The 26,436-nt window shown below is 56.6% G+C and carries 32 protein-coding genes and 1 pseudogene; 23 read left to right on the forward strand and 10 right to left on the reverse strand.

Translation table 11 applies throughout. The features are described 5' to 3' along the window. Positions 1–49: 49 nt before the first annotated feature. Complete coding sequence (locus RH858_RS14505) at positions 50–1,015, reverse strand: NADPH:quinone reductase (protein WP_259536345.1); 966 nt, start codon at positions 1,013–1,015, stop codon at positions 50–52. Between the two features lie 103 nt (positions 1,016–1,118). Between RH858_RS14505 and RH858_RS14510 the strand changes: the two genes are divergently transcribed. The 8 genes from RH858_RS14510 to RH858_RS14545 all read left to right on the forward strand — a co-directional run bounded on the left by RH858_RS14510 (position 1,119) and on the right by RH858_RS14545 (position 7,791). After that, positions 1,119–2,072, forward strand: a complete 954-nt coding sequence (locus RH858_RS14510; RefSeq protein WP_259536346.1) for a mechanosensitive ion channel family protein — start codon at positions 1,119–1,121, stop codon at positions 2,070–2,072. A gap of 83 nt (positions 2,073–2,155) precedes the next feature. Then, positions 2,156–2,677 carry a hypothetical protein gene (locus RH858_RS14515; RefSeq protein ID WP_310562253.1) on the forward strand — a complete coding sequence of 174 codons (522 nt, stop codon included), beginning with the start codon at positions 2,156–2,158 and terminating at the stop codon, positions 2,675–2,677. Between the two features lie 68 nt (positions 2,678–2,745). After that, positions 2,746–3,933, forward strand: coding sequence for a TIGR04053 family radical SAM/SPASM domain-containing protein (locus RH858_RS14520; RefSeq protein WP_259536350.1), 1,188 nt, complete (start codon positions 2,746–2,748; stop codon positions 3,931–3,933). A 144-nt stretch (positions 3,934–4,077) separates the two neighbouring features. Beyond that, entirely contained in the window at positions 4,078–5,361 is a 1,284-nt protein-coding gene (gene hemG, locus RH858_RS14525) for a protoporphyrinogen oxidase (RefSeq protein ID WP_259536351.1), read from the forward strand. Between the two features lie 84 nt (positions 5,362–5,445). Next, complete coding sequence (locus RH858_RS14530) at positions 5,446–5,577, forward strand: hypothetical protein (protein ID WP_259536352.1); 132 nt, start codon at positions 5,446–5,448, stop codon at positions 5,575–5,577. A gap of 70 nt (positions 5,578–5,647) precedes the next feature. Next, on the forward strand, positions 5,648–6,496 hold the full coding sequence (locus RH858_RS14535; RefSeq protein WP_310562254.1) for a hypothetical protein: 849 nt from the start codon (positions 5,648–5,650) through the stop codon (positions 6,494–6,496). 82 nt (positions 6,497–6,578) lie between these two features. After that, on the forward strand, positions 6,579–6,830 hold the full coding sequence (locus RH858_RS14540) for a hypothetical protein (protein WP_259536354.1): 252 nt from the start codon (positions 6,579–6,581) through the stop codon (positions 6,828–6,830). Between the two features lie 79 nt (positions 6,831–6,909). Further along, positions 6,910–7,791: a homoserine kinase gene (locus RH858_RS14545; protein ID WP_259536355.1), complete on the forward strand. Its 882-nt coding sequence runs from the start codon at positions 6,910–6,912 to the stop codon at positions 7,789–7,791. Between the two features lie 17 nt (positions 7,792–7,808). Here RH858_RS14545 and pdxS read toward each other — a convergent pair whose 3' ends face one another. Both pdxS and RH858_RS14555 read right to left on the reverse strand, forming a co-directional pair. Further along, positions 7,809–8,717, reverse strand: a complete 909-nt coding sequence (gene pdxS / locus RH858_RS14550) for a pyridoxal 5'-phosphate synthase lyase subunit PdxS (protein ID WP_259536356.1) — start codon at positions 8,715–8,717, stop codon at positions 7,809–7,811. 475 nt (positions 8,718–9,192) lie between these two features. Beyond that, complete coding sequence (locus tag RH858_RS14555) at positions 9,193–9,972, reverse strand: hypothetical protein (protein ID WP_310562255.1); 780 nt, start codon at positions 9,970–9,972, stop codon at positions 9,193–9,195. Between the two features lie 114 nt (positions 9,973–10,086). Between RH858_RS14555 and RH858_RS14560 the strand changes: the two genes are divergently transcribed. From RH858_RS14560 to RH858_RS14570, 3 genes are all read left to right on the forward strand, one after another. Beyond that, the gene (locus RH858_RS14560) at positions 10,087–10,557 is read left to right on the forward strand and encodes an ArsR family transcriptional regulator (RefSeq protein WP_310562256.1); all 471 of its coding nucleotides are present in this window, start codon (positions 10,087–10,089) and stop codon (positions 10,555–10,557) included. Between the two features lie 189 nt (positions 10,558–10,746). Beyond that, positions 10,747–11,844, forward strand: a complete 1,098-nt coding sequence (locus tag RH858_RS14565; protein WP_310562257.1) for a tetratricopeptide repeat protein — start codon at positions 10,747–10,749, stop codon at positions 11,842–11,844. 6 nt (positions 11,845–11,850) lie between these two features. Continuing rightward, a complete protein-coding gene (locus RH858_RS14570) occupies positions 11,851–12,744 on the forward strand; it encodes a hypothetical protein (protein ID WP_310562258.1) in 894 nt (297 codons plus the stop codon). Position 12,745: 1 nt separating this feature from the next. On the opposite strand, the gene RH858_RS14575 is transcribed toward RH858_RS14570, so the two are convergent. After that, positions 12,746–13,018 carry a hypothetical protein gene (locus RH858_RS14575; RefSeq protein ID WP_310562259.1) on the reverse strand — a complete coding sequence of 91 codons (273 nt, stop codon included), beginning with the start codon at positions 13,016–13,018 and terminating at the stop codon, positions 12,746–12,748. 74 nt (positions 13,019–13,092) lie between these two features. Between RH858_RS14575 and RH858_RS14580 the strand changes: the two genes are divergently transcribed. The 4 genes from RH858_RS14580 to RH858_RS14595 all read left to right on the forward strand — a co-directional run bounded on the left by RH858_RS14580 (position 13,093) and on the right by RH858_RS14595 (position 15,828). Then, a complete protein-coding gene (locus RH858_RS14580; protein WP_310562260.1) occupies positions 13,093–13,236 on the forward strand; it encodes a rubrerythrin-like domain-containing protein in 144 nt (47 codons plus the stop codon). A gap of 16 nt (positions 13,237–13,252) precedes the next feature. Next, complete coding sequence (locus tag RH858_RS14585) at positions 13,253–13,528, forward strand: hypothetical protein (RefSeq protein WP_310562261.1); 276 nt, start codon at positions 13,253–13,255, stop codon at positions 13,526–13,528. A gap of 326 nt (positions 13,529–13,854) precedes the next feature. Beyond that, positions 13,855–14,301: a universal stress protein gene (locus RH858_RS14590; protein WP_310562262.1), complete on the forward strand. Its 447-nt coding sequence runs from the start codon at positions 13,855–13,857 to the stop codon at positions 14,299–14,301. Positions 14,302–14,604: 303 nt separating this feature from the next. Next, positions 14,605–15,828 carry a CBS domain-containing protein gene (locus RH858_RS14595; protein ID WP_310562263.1) on the forward strand — a complete coding sequence of 408 codons (1,224 nt, stop codon included), beginning with the start codon at positions 14,605–14,607 and terminating at the stop codon, positions 15,826–15,828. Between the two features lie 239 nt (positions 15,829–16,067). On the opposite strand, the gene RH858_RS14600 is transcribed toward RH858_RS14595, so the two are convergent. Together RH858_RS14600 and RH858_RS14605 are read right to left on the reverse strand one after the other, a co-directional pair. After that, the gene (locus RH858_RS14600; RefSeq protein WP_310562264.1) at positions 16,068–16,328 is read right to left on the reverse strand and encodes a hypothetical protein; all 261 of its coding nucleotides are present in this window, start codon (positions 16,326–16,328) and stop codon (positions 16,068–16,070) included. Between the two features lie 202 nt (positions 16,329–16,530). Continuing rightward, positions 16,531–17,196, reverse strand: coding sequence for a helix-turn-helix domain-containing protein (locus RH858_RS14605; protein ID WP_310562265.1), 666 nt, complete (start codon positions 17,194–17,196; stop codon positions 16,531–16,533). Positions 17,197–17,390: 194 nt separating this feature from the next. On the opposite strand from RH858_RS14605, the gene RH858_RS14610 reads away from it, so the two are divergent. The 4 genes from RH858_RS14610 to RH858_RS14625 all read left to right on the forward strand — a co-directional run bounded on the left by RH858_RS14610 (position 17,391) and on the right by RH858_RS14625 (position 18,994). Continuing rightward, complete coding sequence (locus RH858_RS14610; RefSeq protein ID WP_310562266.1) at positions 17,391–18,035, forward strand: helix-turn-helix domain-containing protein; 645 nt, start codon at positions 17,391–17,393, stop codon at positions 18,033–18,035. Positions 18,036–18,115: 80 nt separating this feature from the next. Next, positions 18,116–18,466, forward strand: a complete 351-nt coding sequence (locus RH858_RS14615; RefSeq protein WP_310562267.1) for a HalOD1 output domain-containing protein — start codon at positions 18,116–18,118, stop codon at positions 18,464–18,466. Continuing rightward, positions 18,463–18,648: a hypothetical protein gene (locus RH858_RS14620; RefSeq protein ID WP_310562268.1), complete on the forward strand. Its 186-nt coding sequence runs from the start codon at positions 18,463–18,465 to the stop codon at positions 18,646–18,648. Before RH858_RS14615 ends, RH858_RS14620 begins: the two co-directional genes overlap by 4 nt. Before the next feature lie 133 nt (positions 18,649–18,781). After that, the gene (locus RH858_RS14625; RefSeq protein ID WP_310562269.1) at positions 18,782–18,994 is read left to right on the forward strand and encodes a hypothetical protein; all 213 of its coding nucleotides are present in this window, start codon (positions 18,782–18,784) and stop codon (positions 18,992–18,994) included. A 115-nt stretch (positions 18,995–19,109) separates the two neighbouring features. Here the strand turns inward: RH858_RS14625 and RH858_RS14630 are convergent, their stop codons facing one another. Next, the gene (locus tag RH858_RS14630; RefSeq protein ID WP_310562270.1) at positions 19,110–19,436 is read right to left on the reverse strand and encodes a HalOD1 output domain-containing protein; all 327 of its coding nucleotides are present in this window, start codon (positions 19,434–19,436) and stop codon (positions 19,110–19,112) included. A gap of 458 nt (positions 19,437–19,894) precedes the next feature. On the opposite strand from RH858_RS14630, the pseudogene RH858_RS14635 reads away from it, so the two are divergent. After that, positions 19,895–19,990 (forward strand): annotated as a pseudogene (locus RH858_RS14635) (hypothetical protein); the annotation flags it as partial. 155 nt (positions 19,991–20,145) lie between these two features. Here RH858_RS14635 and RH858_RS14640 read toward each other — a convergent pair. Genes RH858_RS14640 through RH858_RS14650 form a run of 3 tightly spaced genes read right to left on the reverse strand, consistent with a single transcriptional unit; the run spans position 20,146 to position 22,638 of the window. Further along, a complete protein-coding gene (locus RH858_RS14640) occupies positions 20,146–21,741 on the reverse strand; it encodes a hypothetical protein (RefSeq protein WP_310562271.1) in 1,596 nt (531 codons plus the stop codon). 60 nt (positions 21,742–21,801) lie between these two features. Further along, the gene (locus RH858_RS14645) at positions 21,802–22,290 is read right to left on the reverse strand and encodes a hypothetical protein (protein WP_310562272.1); all 489 of its coding nucleotides are present in this window, start codon (positions 22,288–22,290) and stop codon (positions 21,802–21,804) included. Between the two features lie 24 nt (positions 22,291–22,314). After that, complete coding sequence (locus RH858_RS14650) at positions 22,315–22,638, reverse strand: ribbon-helix-helix protein, CopG family (RefSeq protein WP_310562273.1); 324 nt, start codon at positions 22,636–22,638, stop codon at positions 22,315–22,317. A gap of 392 nt (positions 22,639–23,030) precedes the next feature. On the opposite strand from RH858_RS14650, the gene RH858_RS14655 reads away from it, so the two are divergent. The 3 genes from RH858_RS14655 to RH858_RS14665 form a co-directional block, all read left to right on the forward strand. Beyond that, positions 23,031–24,137 carry a tetratricopeptide repeat protein gene (locus RH858_RS14655; RefSeq protein WP_310562274.1) on the forward strand — a complete coding sequence of 369 codons (1,107 nt, stop codon included), beginning with the start codon at positions 23,031–23,033 and terminating at the stop codon, positions 24,135–24,137. Beyond that, entirely contained in the window at positions 24,134–25,027 is an 894-nt protein-coding gene (locus tag RH858_RS14660; protein ID WP_310562275.1) for a hypothetical protein, read from the forward strand. Before RH858_RS14655 ends, RH858_RS14660 begins: the two co-directional genes overlap by 4 nt. A gap of 230 nt (positions 25,028–25,257) precedes the next feature. Continuing rightward, positions 25,258–26,436: HEPN domain-containing protein (locus tag RH858_RS14665; RefSeq protein ID WP_310562276.1), on the forward strand; the 1,179-nt coding region annotated here is incomplete at its 3' end.

Genomic DNA, 26,436 nt, shown 5'->3' on the forward strand with positions numbered 1-26,436 from the left:
GGGGCGGTCGAGAACAGAACTCCTCGGATGGACAGTCAGCCGGAACCGCTTACGGCGTCAACACGAGCTTCCCGAGGAACGTATCCTCCATCACCGCACGCTGCGCCTCGGCGGCCTCCTCGAGGTCGTACGTCCGGGCGACCGACGTTTCGAAGTCGCCGGCGTCGACGAGCGTTGTCAGCCGCGCCAGCGGATCCGCAAGTCGGGGCGTGTTGAACATACTCATGAAGGTCGCCTGCAGATCCTTGCTCCGGGCGGCGGACGACTGCGAGAAGCCGACCGACGGATCGTTCTCGCCGATGCCGACGAGTCGGGCGCCCGTCACGGCGACCTCGGCGTCGAACTGGAGATAGTCGTCCAGCCGATGATCGAGGATAACGTCGACGCCATCCCCGACGGCCGCCTCCCGGACCGCGTCGGCGAGCTCGTCGCGCCCGTAATCGAGGACGACGTCCGCGCCGAGATCGGCGACCCGATCGTGATACTCGGGTGCGGCAGTCGTCACGACGTGTGCGCCCGCGGCGGCGGCGATCTGTACCGCCGCGTGGCCGACGCCGCCCGACCCGCCGTGGATCAGGCACGTCTCGGCCGGTTCGAGACCGGCGTGATCGATCAGCGCGCGCCAGGCGGTGACGCCGGCCACTCCCATTCCGCCCGCCGCCACGAGATCCGCACCCTCGGGCAGAACCGCGAGTTGGCTCTCGGGTACTGCGACGTATTCGGCGTACCCCCCGTATCGATCGTTGCCAAGGCCCGTCGCGACCACCGGGTCACCCTCCTGAACGGAGTCGACGTATTCGGACGTCTCGGCGACCGTGCCCGCGACGTCGACGCCCGGGATCATCGGCAGCGTGAACGGCTCGTACGATCCCTCCCTGAAGTAGGTGTCGACCGGGTTCACTCCGGCCCCCGCGACCTCGATTACGACGCTGTGACCCGTCGCCTCCGGGCGTTCGGTTTCGTCTACCTGCAGTACATCCGGCCCACCGTGTTCGTGAAAGCGAACTGCGCGCATGCCAGACGAGTCGGCCTCGGGAACCATAAACCCGCCCCCGGACAGTTGGTATCGGAACTTATTCGAGGACACCTTTTTTAAGCGAGCGGGCGACTCGGCGCACGTGAAACGATCGCTCGGATATCTCGCGGTTCTTTCGGCAGTCCTCCTCGGCGCGGGTGCAGGGGTCGTGAGACGGACCGAGCCGCTACAGCGATCACTCTTCGACGTGCCGGCGAACGTAATAGCGGTTCAGCTACTTTCAGTCGCCGCGGTCGTCGTCGGGATCGTCGGCATCTACGTCCTCGTGACTCAGTTCCTCGTCGGTCGAGTCGGCGACAAACGCCGCCGACACAACCTCCGGAACCTGCTCCGGTTCGTCTTCGGGCTTGCTGCGCTCGTAGCCGTGTTCGCGGTGCTCACCCGGCAGTGGGCCGGCCTGCTCGTCTCGCTTGGCGTTGTCGGGTTCGCGATCACGTTCGCACTCCAGCAACCTCTCTTTTCGCTCATCGGCTGGATCTACATTATGGTCAAACGTCCCTACGGCGTCGGTGACCGGGTCGCAATCGAGGGCTCGAAGGGTGATGTGGTCGACGTCGACTTCTTCGTCACCACGTTGTGGGAGATCAACGGAGAGATCGTCTCGAGCCACCAGCCGTCCGGCCGGGTCGTCACACTGCCGAACTCGGTCGTTCTCTCCTCGCACGTCCACAACTATTCGTATCAGGACTTCCCACACATCTGGAACGAACTGTCCGTCCAGGTCGCCTACGAAACCGATTTGGCGTTCGCCCGCCAGCTGATGGTCGAAGAGGCCGACGATTACCTCGGAGCGGAGATGGAACGGGCGATCGAGCGGTACCGCGTGCGGCTCGCCGAGACGCCCGTCGAACTGGAGGTCCGCAGCCGCCCCTCGGTGAACATCACTCAAAAGGAGTCCTGGGTAGAGCTCAGGCTCCGTTATCTCGTTCATCCCCGACGCGGGCAAACGGTGCGAAACGAGCTGTACGAGCGAATACTCGACCGGATGAACGACAACCCGGACCGCGTCGCGTTTCCGGTCAGTCGGAGCCGGTGATTGTCGACTGACCGACCGTCTCGGTGCCGATAGCCGTGGACGGAGAAGCCAAGAGCCATCTGTCCCGGGGTTCTATTTCACCCATGGCACGATCCGACGCCGACTCGAGCCGCGAGTCACCCCAGGGATCCGACCGGGGACGCCACGCGGCTCTGGCGATCGTTTGCCTCGCAGTCGGCGTCGGTCTCATGGCGAACCCGCTTTACTTACCGGTCGCCGTGGGTCAGCCGACAGCCGAGTACGTCCACACGGTCCAGCCGGCCGACGCCTCCACGCCGGACTACGGAACAGAGCCGATCGCGTACGAACAGCTGCCGCCCGACGCCCAGGAGCTGTTCGAACAGACCCGCGAGAGCCGCGAGTTCTCTGTCGCCGATCCCGACGACCGGATCGACCGGTTCGCATATCCTGACGATCCCTCGCCGAATGACGGGTTCTATCTGATCGAATACGACGGAGAAACGTACGAACTGTGGACCCGAACGATCGAATCTGATGGAGCTGTCGTGTTGCTGCAACGGCTCGTCGTTCAACCCGCCGCGTTCCTCCTGGGCTTTTTCGCGGTCTTCGCCGGCGGACTACTGGCGCGTCGCGCCGCTTCGTGAGTCGTCGTACTTAAACATCCGGTAAATAGGGGGTAGTCCACTTTCCCGAGGAGGCCAATTCTCGAACAATGAGTTCACCCCACCGCCGAGACGCCGGTTCCGGTAGCCACCCACACGCGGATCGCTCCTCCGATTCCGGTAGCCACCCACACGCGGATCGCTCCTCCGATTCCGGTAGCCACCCACACGCGAACAGGGCTGCAGACTCCGGAGGCCATCCCGGCGCCCGGGACTACAGCGAGTCCCCGCTCGTGGTCACCTGGGAGGTGTCCCAGGCGTGTGATCTCACGTGTGACCACTGTCGCGCGGAGGCGAACACGGACCGGGACTCCGGAGAGCTTTCCACCGAGGAGGGGATCGAACTGTTCGAGCAGGTCGCGGAGTTCTCGACGCAGCCGTTCATGGTTCTCTCCGGCGGCGATCCGCTCAAACGGCCCGACATCTTCGAGCTGCTCGAGGGTGCGGTCGAGGCCGGCGTGACACCGTCGATAACGCCGGCGACGACGCCGCTTTTGGATCGGGAGACGATCGAGCGGTTCGCCGACATCGGGATCGGACGCATGGCGCTGAGTCTCGACGGGGCGACCGCAGAGAGCCACGACGCATTCAGAGGCGAGGAGGGAACTTTCGAGACGGCGATCCGGGCGGCAGAACACGCCCGTGATCTGGGTGTGTCGATCCAGTTCAACACTACCGTCACCGCCTCGACCGTGGACGAGCTCCCCGAGATCGCGGACCTCGTCGAGGAGTACGACGCCGCGATGTGGGAGGTGTTCTTCCTGATTCCCGTTGGACGGGGAGAAGAGCTCGAACAGTTATCCCCCGAGCGCGCCCGGGAGGTCATGGAGTGGCTCTATCGCCGGGGACAGGATGCGCCGTTCCGGCTCATCACCGTCGAAGCGCCGTTCTACCGTCGGGTCGCCCGGGAACTTCAGGAACGGGAGGGCGTCCGTGGCGGTCCGGTCGGCTCCACCGGTGCCGGCAACGGCTTCGTGTTCGTGAGCCACACCGGGGAAGTGTATCCGTCGGGGTTCATGCCGCTGTCTGCCGGGAACGTTCGGGACACCCCGCTGCCGGAGATCTATCAGGAGTCCCCGACCCTGCAGAAGCTCCGGGACCGAAACTCCTTCAACGGTCCCTGCGGCGACTGCGTCGTCACCGAGGAGTGTGGCGGCTCTCGCTCCCGGGCGTACGCCGCCACCGGTGATCCGATCGGGAGCGACCCGTTGTGTCCGTGGGCGATCGCCGACGACTGACGGACGTCAGTCTCCAGGGAGTTCGATGCCTAAAAGGCCGTTCGGCGTGTGTCGAAGCGGTTATTGGCTCGACGCCGGTAGGCCGACACAGATGGGTACGTCACCGATTTCACTGTTGTCGGGCGCCAGATCCGAGGTGGGCCGATGACCGTCGGCGTCGTCGGTGCGGGCGTCTCCGGACTCTCGGTCGTCCGCGAGTTGTCGAACCGCGGCGTCGACGTGGTCGGATTCGAGGCGCGCGAAGAGCCAGGCGGCATCATGCGGAGCCGGCAGGTCGACGGACACGTCTTGGAGCTCGGTCCCCAGCGGCTCCGTCTTTCCGGACAGATCTCCGGGATGGTCGACGAGTTGGGTCTGCGCGAGGAACTCCGTATCGGCGACGACGACCAGCCGATGTACGTCTACCTCGACGGCGAGTTGAAGGTCGTCCCACTGTCCGTCCGCGAGGCGTTCACGACTGATCTGCTCTCGCTCGGAGGCAAGCTTCGGATCCTGAAAGAGCCGCTCACCGGACCGCCCAGAGACGGTGAAACCGTCGAGGCCTTCCTCGCGCGGAAGTTCGGTCCGCAGGCCGCCCGTCGATATCTCGGGCCACTGTACAGCGGACTTTACGGGACGGATCCCGACGAGATGCTGATGGAATACTCGCTCGGGAAAGCGATTCGGGGCGCCGGGATCGAGGGAAGCATCTTGCTGTGGCTGATTCGAAAACTGATCGACGGACGGGAGGTCCCGGAAATCTGTACGTTCGAGGACGGTCTGGGTACGCTTTCGGACGCGTTGTACGAGGCGAACGCCGACGCGATCCGGCTCGGGACCGCGGTGACGGGGATCAGGCGTGACGGCGACGGGTTCGAGATCGTAACCGAGGACGGGGTCACGCCCGTCGAGCAAGTGGTGATCACGACGCAGGCGAACGCTGCAGCCGAGGTGCTGTCGAATCTCGACGAGGAGACCGCCGACACGCTGAGACGGTTCAACTACAACCCGATCGCGATGGTGTATCTGGAGTCGTCGTTCGACCGACCCGGCATCGGGACGCTGGTTCCGTGGTACGAGTCCTCGAAGATCAGCGGCATGACCTGGAACTCGAGTTTCCTCGACCGGGACCGGCTGTTCACCTGCTACGTCGATCCGGGCAGCTATCCCGGACTGCTCGAGGTGTCGGACGGAACGCTCGGCGCGGAAATCGCCCGGGAGTTCGAAGCGGTGGTCGGCACGCCGGCGACGCCGATCGACGTCCACCTGATCGAACCAGGAATGCCCGCTTACGACCGGTCCTTCAAAGCGCTCGACGAGTTGAACCCCCCGGAGGGAATCCACTTCTGTACGGCGTTTACGGAACGGCCGGGGATCCCCGGCCGGCTCCGACACGCCGCCCGGATCGCCGAGCATATTGCAGAGGAGAGACCGGAATCCGGAACGTGAACCGGGTCGAGAGCGGCAAAACAGCGACACCGAACGGTCGGCCTCCGACGACACTCTTATAGGACATCCCTCGAACCGTTAGATATGGAACTCTCCCAGTTCGAACACGACGCGTGGCAGACGGCCGGAGCGATGGTAGTGAGCTACGCCATCATTCTCGTGGCGATTTTCGTCGTCCTGTTCCTCGTGCCGTACGGCATTTTCGCGCTGTTTTGAGCGACGGTACGGAACTCCTTCCGGACGGTACGGTCACCATAACTACCCTGTGGAACGACCTCCGGAAGGTATGATCGAGGTTATTTCTCGGACAGTCGCGTCGATAGCGAAGCCGGAGTACACTGGCGAGAACCGATGTCTGCCGTGCACTGGTGTCAATCTCGTGATCGCGGGGGGCCTTGCGATCGCCGCTGGTGTGTTCCAGCCGGTGCTGGGCGTGGCGGTTCTCGTTGTTTCCCTGGGGGCGATCTATCTACGTGGGTACCTCGTTCCCGGGACGCCAGCACTCACGAAGCGATACCTTCCGGCTCGCGTGCTCCGGTGGTTCGGCAAAGAGACCGCTCGGCCGGTCGTGACGGGTGACTCGATCGACATCGGAGAGACGTTGCTCTCTGCGGGCGTGCTCGTCGAAGACCCCGACACGGAGGATTTCGTCGTCGAGCCCGCGTTCGCCGCCGAGTGGATAGATCGGGCCCGACAGTATTCCGACGCCGACACCGACGAGGCGCTGCTTGCCGACTTCCTGAAGGTCGAGGAGACCGATCCATCGCGGCGTGAACTCGGCTTCGAGTGGCGCGGACTCGCGTTCGTCGCCCACCTGGGGAACGAACGGATCGGACGCTGGGAGTCCAGATCCGCGTTCGTCGCGGACATGGCTGCGGCCGACGCTCTCGCCCGGCGGTGGGAGGGCTGGACCGCAGTTCCGGTCGCACACCGGGGCGAACTGCTCGGCGGACTGCGACTGTTCCTGGAAACGTGTCCGAGATGTGACGACGTCGTGTCGCTGGATCAGCGGGTGGTCGAATCCTGCTGTCGCAGCTACGACGTCGTCGCGGCGACCTGCGATGGGTGTGGCGATCGGCTCTTCGAAGCCGACGTCCCGCCGGCAGTCGCCGAGGCGAGTCGGCCCGCCAACTGATCTGTCTCCTCGCAGTGATCTCACCCGACTTCTCCGTCCGGGAGCGGAACGTTAATGGGGACGGTATGCTGATACGTGCGTAATGATTCCCCTGCAGTTCGTGGACAGCATCCTGCTGGAGTACCACATCGGGCAGGTCCTTCTTCTGGTGTTCGGACTGGCGGTCCTCGGAAGCCTGCCGCTGGGTTCGAGAAAAGTACTCGCGTTGAACGTCACGGCGTTCGGGCTGGTATTCGCGCTGACCCCCCAGAGCCTGGTGCCGCTGTGGTACATGTTCTTCGGACTGGTGTTGCTGCTCGTGGGGCCCGTTCTGTGGTACACCGCGGAGGACTGATTCCCCCGACAGCCCGCGGACGCGGTCTCCGACTGCGTCGTTCGCTACATTTTTCCCCGGCGTTGTGGAACGGGTTGCTATGATCGCGGTCCGGGCGCCGGCGACAAGTGCGAACCTCGGGAGCGGCTTCGACGTCTTCGGGGTGGCGTTGTCGCATCCTGCCGACGTCGTGGCGGTCGAACGCGCCGAGGAAACGACGATCGAAGTGACCGGCACGGGGGCCCAGTACATTCCCGAAGACCCGGAATCGAACGTCGTCGGTGCCGTCGCGGAGGCGCTTTCCGCGCCAGCACACATCCGCATCGACAAGGGGGTCCGTCCGGCGTCCGGACTCGGATCCTCGGCGGCCTCGGCCGCCGGCGCGGCGCTGGCGCTCGACCGGCTGTACGACCGTGGGAACAGCCTGGAAGAGTTGGTACCGATCGCCGCAAAGGGCGAGGCAGTAGTCTCGGGCACCGCACATACGGACAACGTCGCCCCGTCGCTGCTCGGCGGATTCACGGTTTCCTCGAGCGACGGGATCCGATCGGTTGACGCGTCGATTCCACTGGTAGCGTGTCTCCCAGACGTCGCAGTGTCGACCCGTGACGCCCGGCGCGTCGTGCCCGAGACCGTCGACATCGAGTCGCTCGTCGGCACGGTCGGACGGGCATCGACGCTCACGGTCGGGATGTGTCGGTCCGATCCGGAACTCGTCGGCGAAGGGATGGTCGACACAGTCGTGACGCCGGCCCGAGCCGAACTCATCACGGGCTACGCCGCCGTCAAAGACGCCGCCCTGAACGCCGGCGCGACCGGTGTCACTGTAAGCGGAGCCGGTCCAGCAGTGCTCGCCTGCTGTCGGAAACCCGATCGACGATCCGTCGCCGGGGCGATGGTTGACGCGTTCGTCGAGGAAGGGGTGGACGCGCGGGCGTATCAGACCGAGATCGGTCCCGGTGCGACGGTGCTGGATCGCTGACTGGCGTTGCTTTCCGCTCAGACGCCGCGGTTCTGGAGGCGTTCGTCCTCGGGGAGGTCGGCGGTGGACTCGCCGCGCATACCGCTGCCGACGTCAGTGGCAATCTCGGCGAGCGTTTCCGGATCGTCCCAGTTGTTGACCGCCTCGACGATCGCGGTGCCCATCTTTTCGGGATGTTCGGCGCCGAAGATCCCGGAGCCGACGAAGATCCCATCACAGCCGTGGTGCATCATAAGCGCCGCGTCGGCGGGCGTAGCGATTCCGCCGGCCGCGAAGTTGACCACCGGAAGTCGACCCATTTCGGCGGTTTCGTGAACCAGCTCCCGGGGTGCGCCGTGTTCGCGGGCCCACGCATCCCGTTCCTCGTGGTTCAGTCCAGTGAGCGTGCGGATCTGTTCTTTGATCGTGCGCTGGTGTTTGACTGCCTGGTTGACGTCGCCGGTTCCGGCTTCGCCTTTGGTGCGGATCATCGCGGCGCCCTCGTTGATGCGGCGCAGTGCCTCCGGCAGATCGCGTGCGCCACAGACGAACGGGGCGGTGAACTCGCGTTTGTCGATGTGGTGGGCGTCGTCGGCGGGGGTGAGTACCTCGGATTCGTCGACCATGTCGACGCCGAGTGTTTCGAGAATCTCGGCCTCCTTTCGGTGGCCGATCCGGGACTTCCCCATCACCGGGATGGAAACCTCATCGATGATCTCGACGACGTTCGCCGGGTCGGGCATCCGGGCGACGCCGCCTCGTTTTCGGATGTCGGCCGGAACCGCTTCGAGGGCCATCACCGCGACGGCGCCGGCGTCCTCGGCGATGCGCGCCTGCTCGCGGTCGACGACGTCCATGATCACGCCACCCTTTTGCATGCGAGCGAACCCGCGTTTGATGAGTTCCGTCCCGTGCTCGAGCTCCTCGAGATCCGTTGCCTCCGACATGGTACGCCGTAGCGGAAGGAGCTATTTAACGCGTGTCTTTTCAGCTCCAGATTGTCCCGTATCCAGCGTCGAGAATGACGTGAATTTCGAGTCCAAGCCTCCTCTTCAGAGTAGTTGCTGAAGTTCTCGCGTAAAACTCGTTCGCTGCAGTGCTCCGACGGGGATTTGAACCCCGGTCATTGCCTCGAGAGGGCACGCCTCGCTCACGAACGGAAATCGCCAGCAAGCACGGCCAATCCCGGTTTTTCTCGTCTATATTGGCTTAGACACCGTGGCTATTGCCTATATTTCGGGCCTTCCTACATAAATTCCCGGAACGATGCCCAACAGGCAAATTACATTCGATGTACGAATTTGGTATTTAAAGAGATCGCGGAAATTGCCGAAATATAAGCTACCAGTCACTTCTATCATTCCATTTTTAGATCTCTCCCTCCGATTAAGGGTCCTTTTGAGATAATGTGTCAAAATGAGACTATTGCTCCCACCGAGGACGTGGAGAGCCAGGTAATTCGTCGGTTCGTTCCAGCAGTTCATCTTCGGTCAGCCACGGATAACACCGGTCCTGTAACTCGAAGAGTCGGAAATCATTCAAATGGACCCAACTATAGGAGGGAACCTCTGGATCATGATCGGCAAGCCACTCTGTGAGTTCAGTAACGGTCACATCGATTCCAGCGGAAGACGCCCGATCAACAAGTGCCGCTAACTCGGATTGTTTCGTCTCTTTGCCCGCTCCAGTTGCGGTCTCAATCTGGGCTGCCGCAGCGAACACGTCTTCTTTGTCCTGCAGGTTGGACTCGGTTTCCCACTGGTAGCCTCGCGGGAGCACATACGCTTTCTCGAAGTACTCAGTCTCGGAGATCTTTCCAAGTTCGTTAATCTCACCACCTGCATCCTGTTCGATGACGCTCGCGATATAGTCAGCGAGCGCTGCTGTGAGGTGGAACTTCACGCGAAATTCGGGGAGTCGTGGAATCTCAATATCGTCGAGGTCACCGATCACAAACGCATAGGTTCCATACCGTCGATTGAGGCGGTCGCTCACCGAGCGAACACGGCGGATATACGGTGATCGATAACTACCCAAGACGAGATACGCAGTCTGATCCCGTTCGTAGATAGCCGGAAGTTCCTCTTGCGCCCACGAGAGAATGTCCATCGCCTCTGTCGGATTGATATCGGTATCGCGGAGTGCGTGACGGACAGCTTGCATAATCTGTCCAGCGTTTGGCGGCACAGACGGCGTCGACATATAGCACCCCACAATTGGCTCAGTAATACATCTTCTGATTAACTTAGTTATTCAAGATTATTATTGACTCAGTTGTCCCGAACCGTTATATGCCGAGCCATGCTATACTTCGGTATGAGCCACACGGCGGGCGACACCTTCGACGATCCATTCGCCGAACAGCGCGAAATGCGGGAGTTGCTCTCCCAGGAGACTCGCCATCTGATCGTCCAGTGTTTGCTGGGCCATCCCCACCATCTCGCGTCGCTGGCTGAACTCGCCTACATGATCCAGAAAAACGAAGGAGCGATCCTCGATCAACTCGAGACGCTCCAGGAGGCTGGTATGCTGGACGTCTACGTCCATGAGCCGAACAAATCGACCCGTGATCTGCCGTCTCGATTTTGGGGCCCGACCGAACGTGGCGTCGAAGTACTGTACGAACACAACTTCCTTCGTGGTGTCCCGGTTGCCCGGGCAGTCTACGAAGAGACGAACAAATCAGAGAAGGTTCGCCGCCACGAAACGGCTCCGCGACCATCGCTTCCCGATGCCGTCCAAGAGGCGCTCCACTTCGAGGAACCAGCGCCCGAAGAGGTAGAATAGCCCCCACACCGCCGTAGAGTCTGGAGTGCTGCTCCAACCTTACCAATCGATTCGAAGAAAGGAATCTAATTCTTGGTAAGGTAGACGCTTCGTTGGAGGTGACGTCACAGGCTACGCACTTCCTCGTCAGGCCCGCATATCCTGTTGACACCTGTTGGTTTTTCCACCTGCGTACGTAGCTCTCGACTAATGGTCGAGTGCCGCTATTGCGAGCAAGCCTTTGAGGAGGAGTCTGCAATCCGTGAGCATCTCTACGAGAGCCACGAACGTGACGAACTCAGCCGGATTGACCAGAAGCGAGTCGATCAATACGTCGAGGAACACGGCTTGGACGAGGGTAGCAGAGAGGAAAATCAGATAGCCGATCAATCCATCAACCGTGAGCAACGAACAGTTGATCCACCAGACGGTACCTATCCTGCTGATGCGTGGGAACTCAGTGATGTCGAAGCACTCTCGACGGACGAAATCGTCGCGAAACTCGCGAACCACGGCATCGAAACGAACGAGACGGCGTTTCGGAATCGAGTTGAAGACTGCAATTCGGCGACAGCACTCTCAGAGCAGTGGGAAGCCGAATACGAGGTCGATGCTACGGGCTACGATCAGGATTTTATCTGGATGACGGCACAAGAACTCTGGGAGCGCTGGACGACAGATGTTCCGAACAAAGAACGGATTTACGACTTCGTGCAGAAGGGACGCGATCTCCGAGAGAAGGGGAAATATGCTGAGGCCTGCGATCAGTGGCTAACTGCCTGGGAGTATATCCTCGCCGTCATACCCGACGATATTACGACCATCGAAGAGGCAGACCGAACATTACCGACGTTTCTCTCGCTCGAAGCGTTCATTCGATCGCTCGACAGCGATCTTGCCACCGTCGCTGAGGACGATCCGGCGTATCACGAGCACCGACTCAAGTTCTGTCGGGAGGTCTGCGAGCAGTTCCCCGACGCTGACGATGAATTTCTCCTTGATTTCCACCACTTCATCGCCGATTCGCTTGCGGAACTGGACAGAACCGCTGACAGCAGGGCCGAGTTCAAGGCGCTCATCGAGGAGTATCCCGAGGATCCTTGGGCGTATAAGAAACTCGCAGACAGCTACTGGCTTGACGACTCGGATGACCTGACGATCGAAGAAATAGAGCGAACTGCAGAACTATATCAGGCAGCGCTCAAGGCTGATACCCCGCTCGAAGGAGCGTCAATAGTGGCTGATCGTCTTGATGAAGTCGAGAATCGACTCGCTGACACGGGAGCGTCCGACGAGAGGGAGAGTTGAAAGATTATGGAGCTTCGATACTACGCCGACACGCCGAACTCAGAAGATCACGAACAGATCATCGATCTCCTCTACACCATCTCCGACAAGTACGGCGTCACAGTCGAGATCGAGCGAGTAAATAACCGGTTCGGCTCGATCCAGGTGTTTCCGGGAGAGGTCCGTGACAGCTCGCCAGAAGATGTCTACGACCGATATTTCCATTACAACCGAACGCTCGGCTCGAACATCGACGAATCACCGTCACAGGCGTTCAAACCGGGCGGTCGACACGTCGACATCGACGGATACGTTGGCATCATCGACGATGGACTCGTCTGGGCGACAACCCATCGCGGTGATCCAATCGGCTACGGCCCGGACATTAACGCTACGGACACCACACTTGGATTTCTTGATCAGGTCGCTAACGAGGGACCAGAAGCAATCGAAGAGAAGTACATGGACGAGGCGGAACGCGAGCGGACCGTCCTCGAGCAGTTCCTTACAGCAGATGTCGTCGACGGTACCGTTCGTCGGGATGTAACCGTCGGCGAATCGCTGCTACCTGACTCCCCTGCCCATGAAGTGGACAGCTCCGTTGGCGAGCTGATCACCTGGACGGTCGATGCCGTCATCGAAACCGACGAAAGCGACTGGATCATTCAAACAGCGAAGACCTTTGAAGCGTCGGCGTTCGACACCGCTCTCGGTCAGATCCTCGTTCGTGAGCGTCTCTATCGTCTCGATACGGGCGATGATACAGACACGACGCTTGCGATCGTATTCAATACGGTTCCTTGGGAACTGGATATTGACGCTGTTCCAGCTACAGTAGACCAGGTGACTGCGAGAGCAGACGGACCAAATGTCCACGTGTTCGTCGGTAGCGATGGGGAGTTCAAGCAAGTTACCGAGTGACTCAAAACCCGGCCTTTTCGAGTTCGTCAAGGAATGCTGGCCGATTCGAATGCTTCTCTTTGAGGAACTCGACGAACTCCTCAAACCGGCTCTCGGAAACCAACTCTTGCATCGTCTCTAAGTGGTCTGTGATTTCCCGGTAGTGGCGACGTCCAGTATCACCGGCAGCAAACGGTATCAACTGTTCTCGATACATCTCGAAATACTCGATCGGAGTGTTGAACTCAACGCGCAAATTCACCACGCACAGGTACAGAACGGAGTACACCACCATTGATTTCTGCTCGCTGTGAGTGTCGCAGCGTACCACCCACGTCTCTTATCCGTCTTCAGGCCTTCTAGTTGATGATGGTAGAAACTCACCCCACATCCTCCCGAACAACGCTGTACGTATGTCAAGAGTGTGGAGACGGTGTCAAAGCGTCCGAGAACATGAGTCGATGCCCCGAGTGTGGCGGAGTCCTGCAAAACACCACTGTCCCTCACGACTGAAGAGAAATAGATGATTATGAGTTCAAAACAGGAGCTGCCGGCAGATTGGGTGGTGGAATCAGAGCAGACAACCTACGATAGCATGATGGACCGAGAGTATACGACGGTCATCTACCGCCAGGCAGATACCGGGATGACCGTGCGTATTAACGAAGTCTTGGAAGCGAGAGCGAATGCCTGGGGGTACTACGTTCACCATTCAGGACAGAACGGGGATCTTGGAATCGATGAAGACCTCGATGCAGCGAAACAAACAGCACTCACGTTTATGAACAAGTCCACAACCGCCTGATCAACGCGTAAGACGTCGCCTACCGACAGATGAAGCCATTACTGGTTACCCAATTTCCAGATTCATATCTACTGAGCTGGAGAATAGTCTCTTCCAGACATGTTTCGGTCGGCCTGATAGATACATCACACGAATGCAGCAGCGAGATATCTCACAGAGGACCCAAAGTTGAAATCGAAGCTGATTCGTCGTGGACGGGGTGTTCGAAAGGTTCTATGATCTTTCCGCTTGGCCGATGTGACGGTCGGGCTCCGAGGGGAGGAGAATCGTTTACAGATCGTCAGATTAGACGACCATTTTAACGGCTCTGGCCCCAATGGTTCGGTATGGAACTGCTCGTTGCTGTTGACGGATCCGAGGAGAGCAATCGGGCGCTTTCGTACGCCACGAATATTGCTAACGCGACCGACGGATCAATCACATTGATCCACGCGATTGAACCGGATATCTATGATACTGGCGGTGGAGAGCCGGTCTCCGAATCTGACCGTCGGGACAGGCTGATCATCGATAGCTTTGACGCCGCGGAGGTGGAAGGTCAAGAGATCTTGGACGAGGCGATCGAGTTTGCCGCGGAACGAGGACTAACCGTATCGGGCGAATTACGCTACGGCCAACCAGCGAGGATTATAACGGATTACGCTGAGGAGGGAGCGTTCGAGACGCTCTACGTCGGTCACCGAGGGCGGTCGGAACGAACCATCGAGTTCTTGGGTAGCGTGGCGCGAGACGTCGTCGAGCATGCTACCGTTCCGGTCACCGTTGTCCGGTAACGACACCAACGAAATCGGAGTTGCCTGGCCTTACAAAATATATCCGCTGATGGCTCAGTAAAAAGGTTGATATCACGGTGGGATAGCAGTATCAAACACTCTACTGCCGAATTACAGGAGGTGAATTCCGATTCCACCCCTTCTTACGGTGCCCTTGCCCTCTCTATCTCGCAGTCGATTTCGACCAACTCCTGATCCGTGATCGAATCTGCCCACTGGAATTGAGTTCGAGCTTACGGCTCCTCACCCCGGCGGTGGGACAGTCATAACCGTATGGCGGCCCTCTAACAAGAGAGAATCAAGATGGACATCACCGAGATCGTTTCCACGTCGTTCACCGAATTCGACGTTGGGACACCTCTCTCTAAAGTTGCAGGAGCGTTCGAGAACCAGGAATTAGATGCTGTTGTCGTTACGGACGGAGACGAGTATCGCGGCATCGTCAGCCGTAGACAGCTGGCATCCTCGTCCAATCAGCCTTCGAAGAAGGTCGGAACCCAGGCGCAACACGTCCCGGTCGTTGAACGCACCGAGGACGTCCGCGAGGTCGCACGGCTCATGATCGGGAGCGACGCCAAGACACTTCCCGTGCTTGACGACGACCGCGTCCACGGCGTCGTAACCGCAGATGCCATCCTCGTGGCTGTCCGCCCGTTCCTCGACGCGGCGACCGTCGACGAGGCGTACTCGGCCGAGTTGGTCAGCGTGCCCCCTGAGACTGGTATCGGGAAAGCACTCAACACGCTACGGGAATCGGGCATCGCTCATCTCCCGGTCGTCGGGGACGACGAAGTAGTGGGGATGCTAAGTCTCTACGACGTCATCGAGTTCACGACACGAGGAGGGAGTCAGAGTCAGGGAGGTTCATCCGGCAACTTCGGCGGCGGTGGGGGCGGTGGGAAAGCCGCCGGTGGGAGCCACGGGGGCTTCGGCGCGCGCGAGGGAGATTCCGATCGGATGCTCGATCTGCCGGTCCAGAACCTGATGTCCGATGTGGTCGTAACCATCGGGCGAGATGCAACGCTCGACGAGGTGGTCGAGACGATGTTCGAGTGGGAAATCTCCTCGCTCGTCGTCACTGACAGCGAGACGGACAAGCCCATCGGCATCGTTACGACGACAGACGTCATTAAGGCGCTCACCTGGGAGCGGGACAACGGACGTCACCCCGTGCAAGTATTCGGTATCGACTTGCTCGATGGTATGGACTACGACGGTGTCTCGGCATTGATCGAGAACGTGACCTCGAAGTACGGCGAGATGCAGGTGATCAAGGCCAGCATCGAACTGCAAGAGCACAAGGAACAGAGGCGGGGCGTGCCGCTCGTGCTAGCACGGATCCGGCTGGTCACCGATCGGGGCTACTTCACCGCCGACGGCGAAGGCTACGGCGCTACACACGCGATCCGCCTCGCCGCGAACGCCGTCGAACGACAACTTCTGAAGGGGAAGACGTACGGCAAATCGATGAAGCAATCCGAAGTCGAGGAGCAGGAGAAGCTCTACGGCTGGTGGCTCGGTGGATGACGGTATTAGGCACACTTACCGCACAACGTGAGTCGAGACGACAGGGTGACGGCCAACGTACGTCGATTGCTTTCTGAAATTTACTTTACTACCAGCTCCTACCTTTCTCTCGGACTGGTAAGGCTCACCCTGCACGAGTGGGTTCAAGTAGGACCTTGGCGAACTCGGATTAGACAAATTCTAAGATAGGTGATATATGTTTGAAACTGGAGCTACTCATCCTCGATCACACCCGTCTGTCACTTGTGGACGTCGTACGGCTCGACCAGCGTCAGGATATCCCGTTCCAGTTCACCGCCAACAAACTGGACGTGTCCCGTCTCAGCCTCGTAGTCGATTATCCGGGCCTCCTCCAGTTTTGGAAGATGGGTATGGCGAAGTGCGATCCGGACACGCTGTCGTTGTTCGTCGGACGCCCGTTCGTCTTCGTCTCGAACCCGGTCTGCAACGCGATCTACGAGTACATCGTATGCCAGTGTCTTCTCGGAGGCATTGGTCACTGCGTTGAGGATGGCGCGTCGGTGTTCGTTCGCTACTACCGACAGAATCGTATCGGGGGAGATCGCTCTCTCACGCTCCGAAGAACCGGAACCCGCATCAATTGACTGGATATCATGTGCCCCCAGCTCTTGATTTTCATCCATACTCACATAGCATGGGCCCAACTGCCTGGTTCTGTCCCATGGTGTGTAAAGGTAACAGTCAGTCTACTTCCGCAACTGGCTCAGAGGTGAGAAGTGCGTGCCTCCCGAACTCACCGATGGCGCGACGCAGTCGCTCCGTCACAGCCTGATCAGATATACCAAGCTCGTCAGCTAACTCCGCGGTCGTGCAGCCCCGTGGAATATCATAGTATCCCCTTCGAACCGCAAGCGTGAGCGCTTCTCGTTGTGGCTCACTCAAACCGTACCACGGACCGGCCTCGGGGTCGGTCGGATTGTATATACGAGTTAGTTCCAGGGAGATGTGTGCGTCCTCACAACAGTCCTGGCACTGAGTTAATGCTTCGCGGTCAGAAAACCGCATCTCGAAATTCCAGCCTTCCGGTGATCCAGTCGCACCCAGTATGTGCCCGTCGTGTTCCAAGATGCACTGAAAAAGGTGGTCCTGGCTCGCATCCCAGTCGATCCTGATTAGCGTCCTGTCGTCGAAGACGTCCACCTCCGTGACGCTGTTGACAGTTGGATAGCGTTCGACGGTTTCGAGAAAACCGTTTTCGACCGGCTCGTAGACCCAGAAGAGCGGCACGGTCACGTCTCCACTCGGGACGAGCGTTTCGAGTTCGATTGCCGATGCTTGCTCTAAACTGAGGATTTGTCCGAGTTCGAAATCATCGGACGGGATTCGAACCTCCGTTATCACGCTCATGCTCGCTTGTGAGACTAGATTACTTAGGGGCGTACAAAAGGAGATGACATGGTGTACCATGGCTTCCCAGAATTCGATGAGGACTACCTATTCGTAGAACGCGCGATAACGATCAACAACCGTGTGTTGTCTCGTCTCGACGCCATGGTACACCACCCATGCCGGTTATCCGCCTGCCGGGCGAAGGCTTCCGCATGGCGACTGTGATGGAGTTTACGAGTCCGGTAGAGGAGTTTCCACTGGGGAGTGTCTTCGAGAATTTGCCGGGTGTGACAGTCGAACTGGAGCGACTCATCCCACACGAGACGCTGATTATCCCGTACTTCTGGGTTCGCGGTGCGGAAACGGAGGACGTCGAAGCTGCGTTCGAACAACACGCTGGCGTGAGCAACATCCGACTGGTCGATAGCATCGAAGACGAGTATCTCATGCGTGCCGAGTGGGAAGAGGAGTACTTCGGCATCCTGAGTGCGCTTGCCGAGGCCAACGTCGTCGTGCTTTCCGGAATCGGAACGAAAGAGGAGTGGCGATTCGAGGTGCGCGGCGAGAGCCAGGAGACACTCGCTGAGTTTCGAGAGTACTGCCAGGAAAACGACATTCCGATAGCGATCACCACCGTCCACGCAATGCTTCCGATCCAGGGGGAGGGCTACGAGTTGACCGAGACCCAACGCGAAGCACTGGTATTGGCCTACGAACGGGGCTACTTCGACACCCCACGCGAGACATCGCTCGAAGAGATCGCTGACGAACTCGACATCACCCAGCAATCGCTTTCATCACGCCTTCGACGCGGACACCGACGCCTCATTGGAGCGACGCTTAGCAGTTCGGTGTGAGTGCTCTGGCGGTATTAAATAAACCCACTGTATAATCAGTATGCTTATTGAACCGACTCAGACGGCTAGAATCAGGCAAGATGGACACGAAGGTAGCTGGGGTCGGAGTCGAAACAGTCGAGTACTTTCAGGAATCTGGGACTGTTCGCACCCAGTTCGATCACGAGAAGACACCCGCGAGCATGGCTGTTATCGCAACGCTGGCGGACGTAATGGGGACTGATCCGGTTGAACTGGACCCGCTCCATTCCACTGTTGACCCCGATGCGTTAGATGCGTTCGTCCGAGTTCGTTACGGGACGAACGGGGACTCCCACGTTACATTCACGCACGAAGGCCATGCGATAACCGTACACAGCTACGGTGTGATTACTATTACATCAGAACACGAACCGACTGCGGAGAAATACGAAAAAGGCGCGGGAATATGACTTCTAAGGAGACCACCCTTACGTCGAAGGAGGAATTGAACGCGGAGCTGAAAGCGCTCCTTCGCAGAGCCTACGAGAGTGGAATCGATGTAGAAGGCGGATTCGAATGTCGGAATGGGGTAGACCATCCGGACTGGGACGTAATCGTCACGGAAGTCGAAAAGAACGACCGCTCGGAGTGACCGACGGCGAGGGGTACTGGTCGTGGCAGATAACAGGCCCGTGAGAGACAAACGATGTAACGGTGATCGCATCGAACGTGTGCTCTCAGCACAACAGTGGCGAGTATTACGTGCGCTACTGGACGAGAGCACGATGTCTGCAGATCCGATTCTTCGAAAGAAAGAGATTCTCGGCTCCTGGGAGTACCTCACGATCTGTTACGAACTCCATCACGTTCTACTCCCCGAATTAGCGGATATGAGACTTGTCGAGTTCGACAGGATCGAAGACGAAGTACGGCGAGGTCGAAGGTTCAACGAGATTCGTCCATTTCTCGAACAGATCGCTGACGATCATGACAAGTAACCGGGGCCTGTCACCACTTCGCTGCTGAATATGCGCGCTCTTTATTCAGTAAATTGTTGAATCCTAGCCCCTGCAAAGGAGTTCATCAAGGCCAAATTCGGTGAACCCATCCGCCTTAGGCTGGATTAGGTTCAAACACGGGTTGCGGTTCTGTCGGCTGTGTACTATCACAAACGCGGATTCGACCGTCGGCGCGAACAAAGACGTTCCAGTGGTCGATCCTGAAGCTGAGGACGGCCTCGGAATCAACGGCCCCCTCGTGTTGCTGGAAGAGAGTGTTGAGGGAGTCGGGATCAATGAACTCGTACAGGGGAGGCAACTCTACTGGTTCAACATTAGCTGCTTCCGCTACCGCGTCGATAATTACCTTTGCTGGAGTCTCTGATCCGTCTTTTCGATACTGGGTATCGACTACCGGCGTGCACCCTCGGTAGAGGGTCATGGCTCCCGGTTCCATGCGATAGTCTTGTGGGGAGTCGGTTATTACTCTACTGTGTTATTCAATCACATGAGATTGATCAAGTTCGCCTGTATCGACGTCACGATTTCTGCTAACTTAGTATAGTTCGTGCAAGATATGCGTCCTGGCGTCCTCCATCTTGCACGCAAGTCTTGGCAAGAATTGGATAGAAGGCCCTGCGAGACTTTCTATGTTATACTCCTGTTGAGTTAGACAGATATTGGTATGTCTCGTACAGGAGAAACCGGATTTGCAGACGCGGATTGACTATCTAAGTATGATTGATTCCTATTAAGTCGACTAAGAGTCGAAATAAACCCCTCTAAGTCAACTCAGGCGGATGAAAATTGAATAAATGGTCTTGATCATATTGCTTTGTCGTTGGGGGATCCAGTTACCCCAGCAAGGACAAGTATCTCCCAGAACGTATCGCACACTGAATGCGTATTGCGTTTGATGACGGAACGCTTCTCCTCGAAAATGCCCCAGATTCCGTTCCATACGCTGAATGGGACGACCGTGTAGATGAGTATCGCGGCCTAGGCTTATAACATTTCCTTCAAATCCTAGAACGACATTCAGTTACCGGCTCTCCGTACATTGTTCTCCAACATTCTCCGTTGTATAATATTTCTGTCCTGTTTGACGACCTCTTGTACAGAGCGGTCTTTGTTCAACAGATCATCCAGATTCAATTCAAGTCATTACTTTCGATGTAAGTGGCTGAGATTCTGGCTGCGACTCTGTATATGTCTAATAGTAGTGTTGAGGCTAGTTTGTAGTCGTTTGCACCGTATTTGATTTGTCCGTGTGCTACACGATTTCTAATGTTTTGGCCTGAGGTGTTGGTATATCTGTACTGAAGATATTTTCCGAAGTTCAGACTGACATCTTCTTCGATCAGTCCGAACAAGCCACCTAACCCTTTTTGCTGGTAGACGTTTCCTTGGTTTTTGGTTGGTGCTTTACCCATCTCTTCGTAGACGTTTGCTGTAACACTCTCTAACCGAGGTATTGCCAAGTGAACTGCTTCGGCGTATTTTTCTTCGAAAAAGTTGATGAGCGCGTCTGTGAGGAACGCTTCATCATGTATCGAGATTCCCGGAATTAGTGAGAGCACGGTGTAGAAATCGGCTTCAAATAACAGATTTTCGTCGATAAGACGTTGAAGAGCTACGGCCAACGTATGATTTGCAACTCTCATACTCCCGATGTAACCGGACGGTGCTCGTTCACCATCTTGTTCAATTCCTGGTTCGAAACCTACAGAATCGCCTTCTGGTGAAATCACGTTACGGGACAACATATTAGCTGCCGGTGTCTCGCCAGCGTTTTCTAACGACTTCTCAAAATTTCCTTGTCCGATCGGTGCGTACAGCAGCATCGCGAGCGCTTCCCAAGAACTCGTCTCTTCTCTCACCTCTTTGAATCGCTCAACAATACGGGAAACATCATCACCTACGTCCACCTCGTGCTCGATTCCCGGCATTTCATTGACTGCTTCTCTATTGAGTTCACGGATTCGCAGTCTCCACCTGTTCTCCTTCTCATCAGAAAGATATGGTTGACACGTTGCGACAGCTCTTTCTAAAATATCTGCTTTCAGAAGGCTTTGCGCCGAGTTTTTCTGCTCTAATTCGTTCTCAAACGACTCAATCATCTGTACCTGCTCGTCGGAAATATCCTTATCCAAGTGGCTCTTGATAGTGATTTGGTATTCGAGATAGTCGCGTTCAGTCATGTACCTCTTATTTTCTCTCAAATGCTGCGCCCGATCTTCCACAAGCTGCAGCAAGGATTGGATGGAGACGTCATCCATTTTATCAAGGTGCTCAAGCATTTTCCGTACGTGGGTTCCAAGTTGACCAAGGTGTACATCAGACTCCCCTAGAAAATTCGAGTTCAGAAAGTCGAGAACATCCTCAAACTGGTCTGCAGGATCGAATCCGCCCAGCTCTTCACGAAACTCAATCGATTTCAACAGGGAGTAACTGGCTACACTGTTCCAGTTCTCTTCCAGAGACAACTCGTATAGATCGTCCAAGGCATCCAATGCAGAACTCATACCGGACTCAAATTCCTGATGACCAGACTCTTCCCAAACAGCAAACGACTCGATCAAACGGTAAATCGGATGATCCGATGACAGTTCTTCCAACTCCGAATCAATGACGTCCGAGTGATCCCGATCCGACTTGATCAATCGTAAGACTCGACGAAGATCCATTTGCAGATGATAATCCTTCTCCGGATTGAGCTGGGCCTGTTCGATCTTGTCCGCGATCATTCATCTACACAGTAGACTGTAGCTTTTGATATAGCCTCGGCAAAGAGAAACAGATTGATTCTACTGGAAGAAGTTCTTGGCTTTTCTGTAGATTGGCGATTCAAGCCAGTCCCGATTTTCTGCGGCCTCCTCCAATTTTTCCAGCGCTTCTTCTTGTCCAAAGATGTCTCGTTTGACCAGTGCTTTGAGTAAGATCGGGGAGATCACGACGTTGGAGTGAGTCACCGTTTGTAGTTCAGGAAGTGCTCGTAGATCATCTGTGATCAGGAAGTCAGCCTGTGTTTCGTTTGCGAGCGAGGCTGTTGTCCCCTCGCCTTTATCGATTCTGGACGACTGAAAACTGGATTCATCGATGTTGTGAACTTCAATTCGCTCTACTTGATCTAATACGTCTTTTGCAGCTTGTCCATGAACGTCGTCGTATTCCGCGGTCTTCTCAAGTTCTTCAATTACTGTCTCTGTGGTGTGGACGTCGTATTCGGACAGAAGGTGGTTGAGGAGGTTGATAGACGCTATTGTAATGAGGGCACTGGTATCGACGACAATCATTCTCAAGTCCCGTATACCGGTTTTTTAGAGATCTGCGAGTTCGTCTGCGAGTTCGTCGCCTTGATCGAGAAGTGCTTTGGAGGCTTTGACTGCTTCTGCGTCCTGTCGTCCGATGAATTCTTTGAGTACGGCGAATTTGATTTGGTTGTCGAGATAGAGTTCGACAACTGCTTCTTTGAACTTCTCGTCGTCTTCGACGTCTTCGAGGTATTCTTGGAGTGCTTCTTTGAGAATTTCTGTCCGGTTTTTGTGCGTGATTTCAGCTGCGACGTCGGTTTTTTGGATGAGGTCTTCTGGCAGTCTGAAGTTGACCCGTGTCGTTCCCATTGGCACAACCCTCTTGTACATACATTGTACCCACAGATTTAAATAGGTATCCCTCACCACTTAGAATCCTACAAAATATTCATCATCAGTTACCCATCTGTGTCCGGTTATGGCTGTAAGCACTGAATCCGCGGACTTCAGGATTTGGATCCGCTGGTTTAAAAGTTTGAATTCGGTCTCATTAGCAGTAGCTTCGGGGTTGTGACGAATCCAGAAATATTACCGACAGTGTTCACCGAACACGGATGGAGTAGCTACCTTACCAAGCGATTAGAATCCTTTCGTCCGAGTCACTTGGTAAGGTGGACGCTTTGGTGGGTACTATATCACAGGCTACGTGATTCTTGGTAGCTTCGTCGGGGAAGTCGTATTGACACCAGTTGTTTTACCGCCCTGCCTACGTATTTCGACCAATGAGCGACTGTCGCTACTGTGAGCAAACCTTCGAGGAGGAGACTGCGCTTCGTGAGCATCTCTACGAGGCCCACGAACGTGACGAACTGAGTCGGATCGATCAAAAGCGAGTTGAGCAATACGTCGACGAACACGGCGAAGAGGAAAGTAGTACCGACGAGGACACGGAGGCCAGTCAATCCATCCAGCGTGAGCAACGAACAGTCAATTCATCAGACGGCACCTATTCTGCCGATGCATGGGAACTCAGTGATATCGAAGCACTCTCGACGGACGAAATCGTCGCGAAGCTCGAGGACCACGGCATCGAAACAAACGAGGCGGCGTTTCGGAACCGAGCAGAAGACCTCGATTCGGCGACGACACTCTCTGAGCAGTGGGAAGCCGAATACGAGGTTGACGCCACGGGCTACGATCAGGACTTCATCTGGATGGCGGCACAGGAACTCTGGGAGCGCTGGGCACCCGAGGTTCCGAATAAAGAACGGATCTACGATTTTGTGCAAGAGGGACGCGATCTTCGGGAGAAGGGGAACCGTGCTGGGGCCTGCGATCAGTGGCTAATTGCTTGGGAATACATCCTCGCTGTCATACCCGACGACAGTACGACTATCAAAGAGGCAGACCGAACATTGCCGACGTTTCTCTCGCTCGAGGCGTTTATTCGATCGCTCGACAGCGATCTTGCCACCGCCGCTGAGGACGATCCGGCGTATCACGAGCACCGACTCGAGTTCTGTCGGGAGGTCTGCGACCAGTTCCCGGACGCAGACGACGAGTTCCTGCTCGACTTTCGTCACTTCGTCGCCGACTCGCTCGCGGAACTGGGTAGAACCACAGACAGCAGGGCCGAGTTCGAGGCGCTCATCGAGGAGTACCCCGAGGATCCCTGGGCGTACAAGAAACTCGCGGATAGCTACTGGCTCGATGAGTCCGACGAGCTATCGATCGAAGAGTTGGAGCGTACTGCGGAACTGTATCGAGCAGCGCTGGAGGTCGAGGGTCCTCTCGAAGGAGCGTCGATGGTAGCCGACTGTCTCGAGGACGTCGAAAACCGACTGACTGACGCGAGGGCGTCCGACGAACGGGGGACTGAAGAGCCATGAAGCTTCGATACTATGCTGACGCACCAAACTACGACGATCACGAGCAGATAATCGACCTCCTGTACACGATTTCCGACAAGTACGGCATCACAGTCGAGATCGAGCGGGTGAACAATCGGTATGGGTCGATTCAGGTCTTCCCGGGAGGCATACGCGAGAATTCGCCGGAAGACGTCTACGACCGGGACTTCCACTACAACCGGACGCTCGGCTCGAACATCGACGAATCGCCGTCACAGGCATTCAAAGCCAGTGGTCAACACGTCGACATCGATGGGTACGTTGGCATCATCGACGACGGACTCGTCTGGGCGACAATCCACCGCGGTGATCAAATCGGCTATGGGGCTGACGTCGACGCTACGGATACCACACTCGGATTTCTCGATCAGGTCGCCAATCACGGGCTGGAAGCGATCGAGGAGAAGTACATGGATGAAGACGAACGTGAGCGAACCGTCATCGAGAAGTTCCTCACAGCAGATGTCGTTGACGGCACTGTTAATCGAGATGTTGTTGTCGGGAAATCACAACTTCCCGACTCGCCTGCGCATGGGGTAGACAGTTCTGTCGGCGAGATAATCACCCGGACGGTCGATGCCATCATCGAGACGGGCGAAAGTGACTGGATCGTTCAAACGGCGAAAACGTTCGAGGCATCGGCGTTCGACACCGCTCTCGGGCAGGTTCTTGTTCGCGATCGACTCTACCGTCTCGATACAGGCACGAATACGGACACGACTCTCGCGATCGTATTCAATACGATTCCCTGGGAACTGGATATCGACGCTGTTCCGGCCATTGTAGATCAGTTGACCGCGATATCAGACCGACCAGATGTTCGAGTGTTTGCCGGTCGTGATGGGGAGTTCAAGGAGGTTACCGAGTGATATGAATTAGCGAGTGCTCTCATATTTTCTAATGCGGAGTAAGCTGATACGCTAAAATCGACGTGCAAGATATTAGAGGCTGTATTCAGCAGCTATCCCTGAGTGGGGTCTGGAGTACTGTCATGATATGCTACCCGTGTTACTATTGGCTTCGTCCACTGCGTTGCTGTGTTTTCAATAAGAGGCAGGGATTTTTGCGTTCACCCAGCAATACAGCGGATAGTACATCTATGTCAGAATATGAGATCGCCTATCGCCTCTATAGCTCTGCCGAAATAAACACCTACGGCAGTATTGGAGAGGCAACAATACGCAAACGTGGAAAGCAATCTGTTGTCGATGGCGAATTAGTGTTTACTGTTGAAGCAGAGAGCAAGAGTCAGGCTTCGAAAAAGGCTGAAGGCAAGTACCAGAATCAGGCACGGACTATTGTGGGGATTCTATCGTATATCTCGGATGAAGGTGTGATACTTGGCCAGGCCTATCCTCCGATCCTTGCTGATAAAGATGTAAAGTCAAAAACTGATCTGTTCGGCCAGCTAGACGATCTGGCCATCGATATCGCTAATGATCTGTTTGACACGGTGAACACAGAACTTGATCAACAGGAACACGCGATACGCGCACTTCACTGGTATGGAATTGGGTTGAATACTGAAACGCCAGAAGATCGATTGATCGCCTTCTGGACCGGTCTTGAGGCGGCGGTTGAGCCACAAACCAAATATTCTGGCGAAGAGTTAGAGGCGTATGAAGAGGCGAAGGAGCAGGTGAAGGATATTGTGGAGGATCATGACGACCTCCACGGAGATTTGATGAGTATTTTCGGGTTTGGAAAAAAGGAATCCATAGCAGAAGCTCTTACTCGGGTTTTTGCTGACGAGTTAGACGCACCTGTCGGAATCTCCGGTATTGAACGAGATGTCCTAGAGGAAAAGATTGGCGAAATGAAGGATGCCCGTGTAGATATTGTCCATTACGGGAAATCAGTCAAGAATGCTGAAGCCAAGGCAAGAGATGCTAAGAAACTATTAAAAGCATATCTTGATGAAGCACTTGATGATTCGTATCTCTCACTGCTTGATGCAGATTCGTCGATCGATATTGATCAGAGCCGGCGACCACACCCAGTGATCGATAGTGAACCGGCAATTGACAAAGTGTTTGAAGGCATTGAAGACGAATCCCTTTCCGAACAAGAAATACGAAAGCGACTATTCGCTGTGTTCCGTGACTATCAGACCATCCATCGGTTCAAATTGGAGAATATGGTGGGAGCCAGCAAGCCACTAGACATGACTCCCGACGGAAAATATCGGCACTCACCGCCGCCTGATTGGTTTACGGCCACGCATGAGGCGATTTTACAATATACGTATGCCGCGGGCCGGGTTCCACTTGAAGTAATA

The organism is Halalkaliarchaeum sp. AArc-GB (assembly GCF_031432225.1).
GTDB lineage: Archaea > Halobacteriota > Halobacteria > Halobacteriales > Haloferacaceae > Halalkaliarchaeum.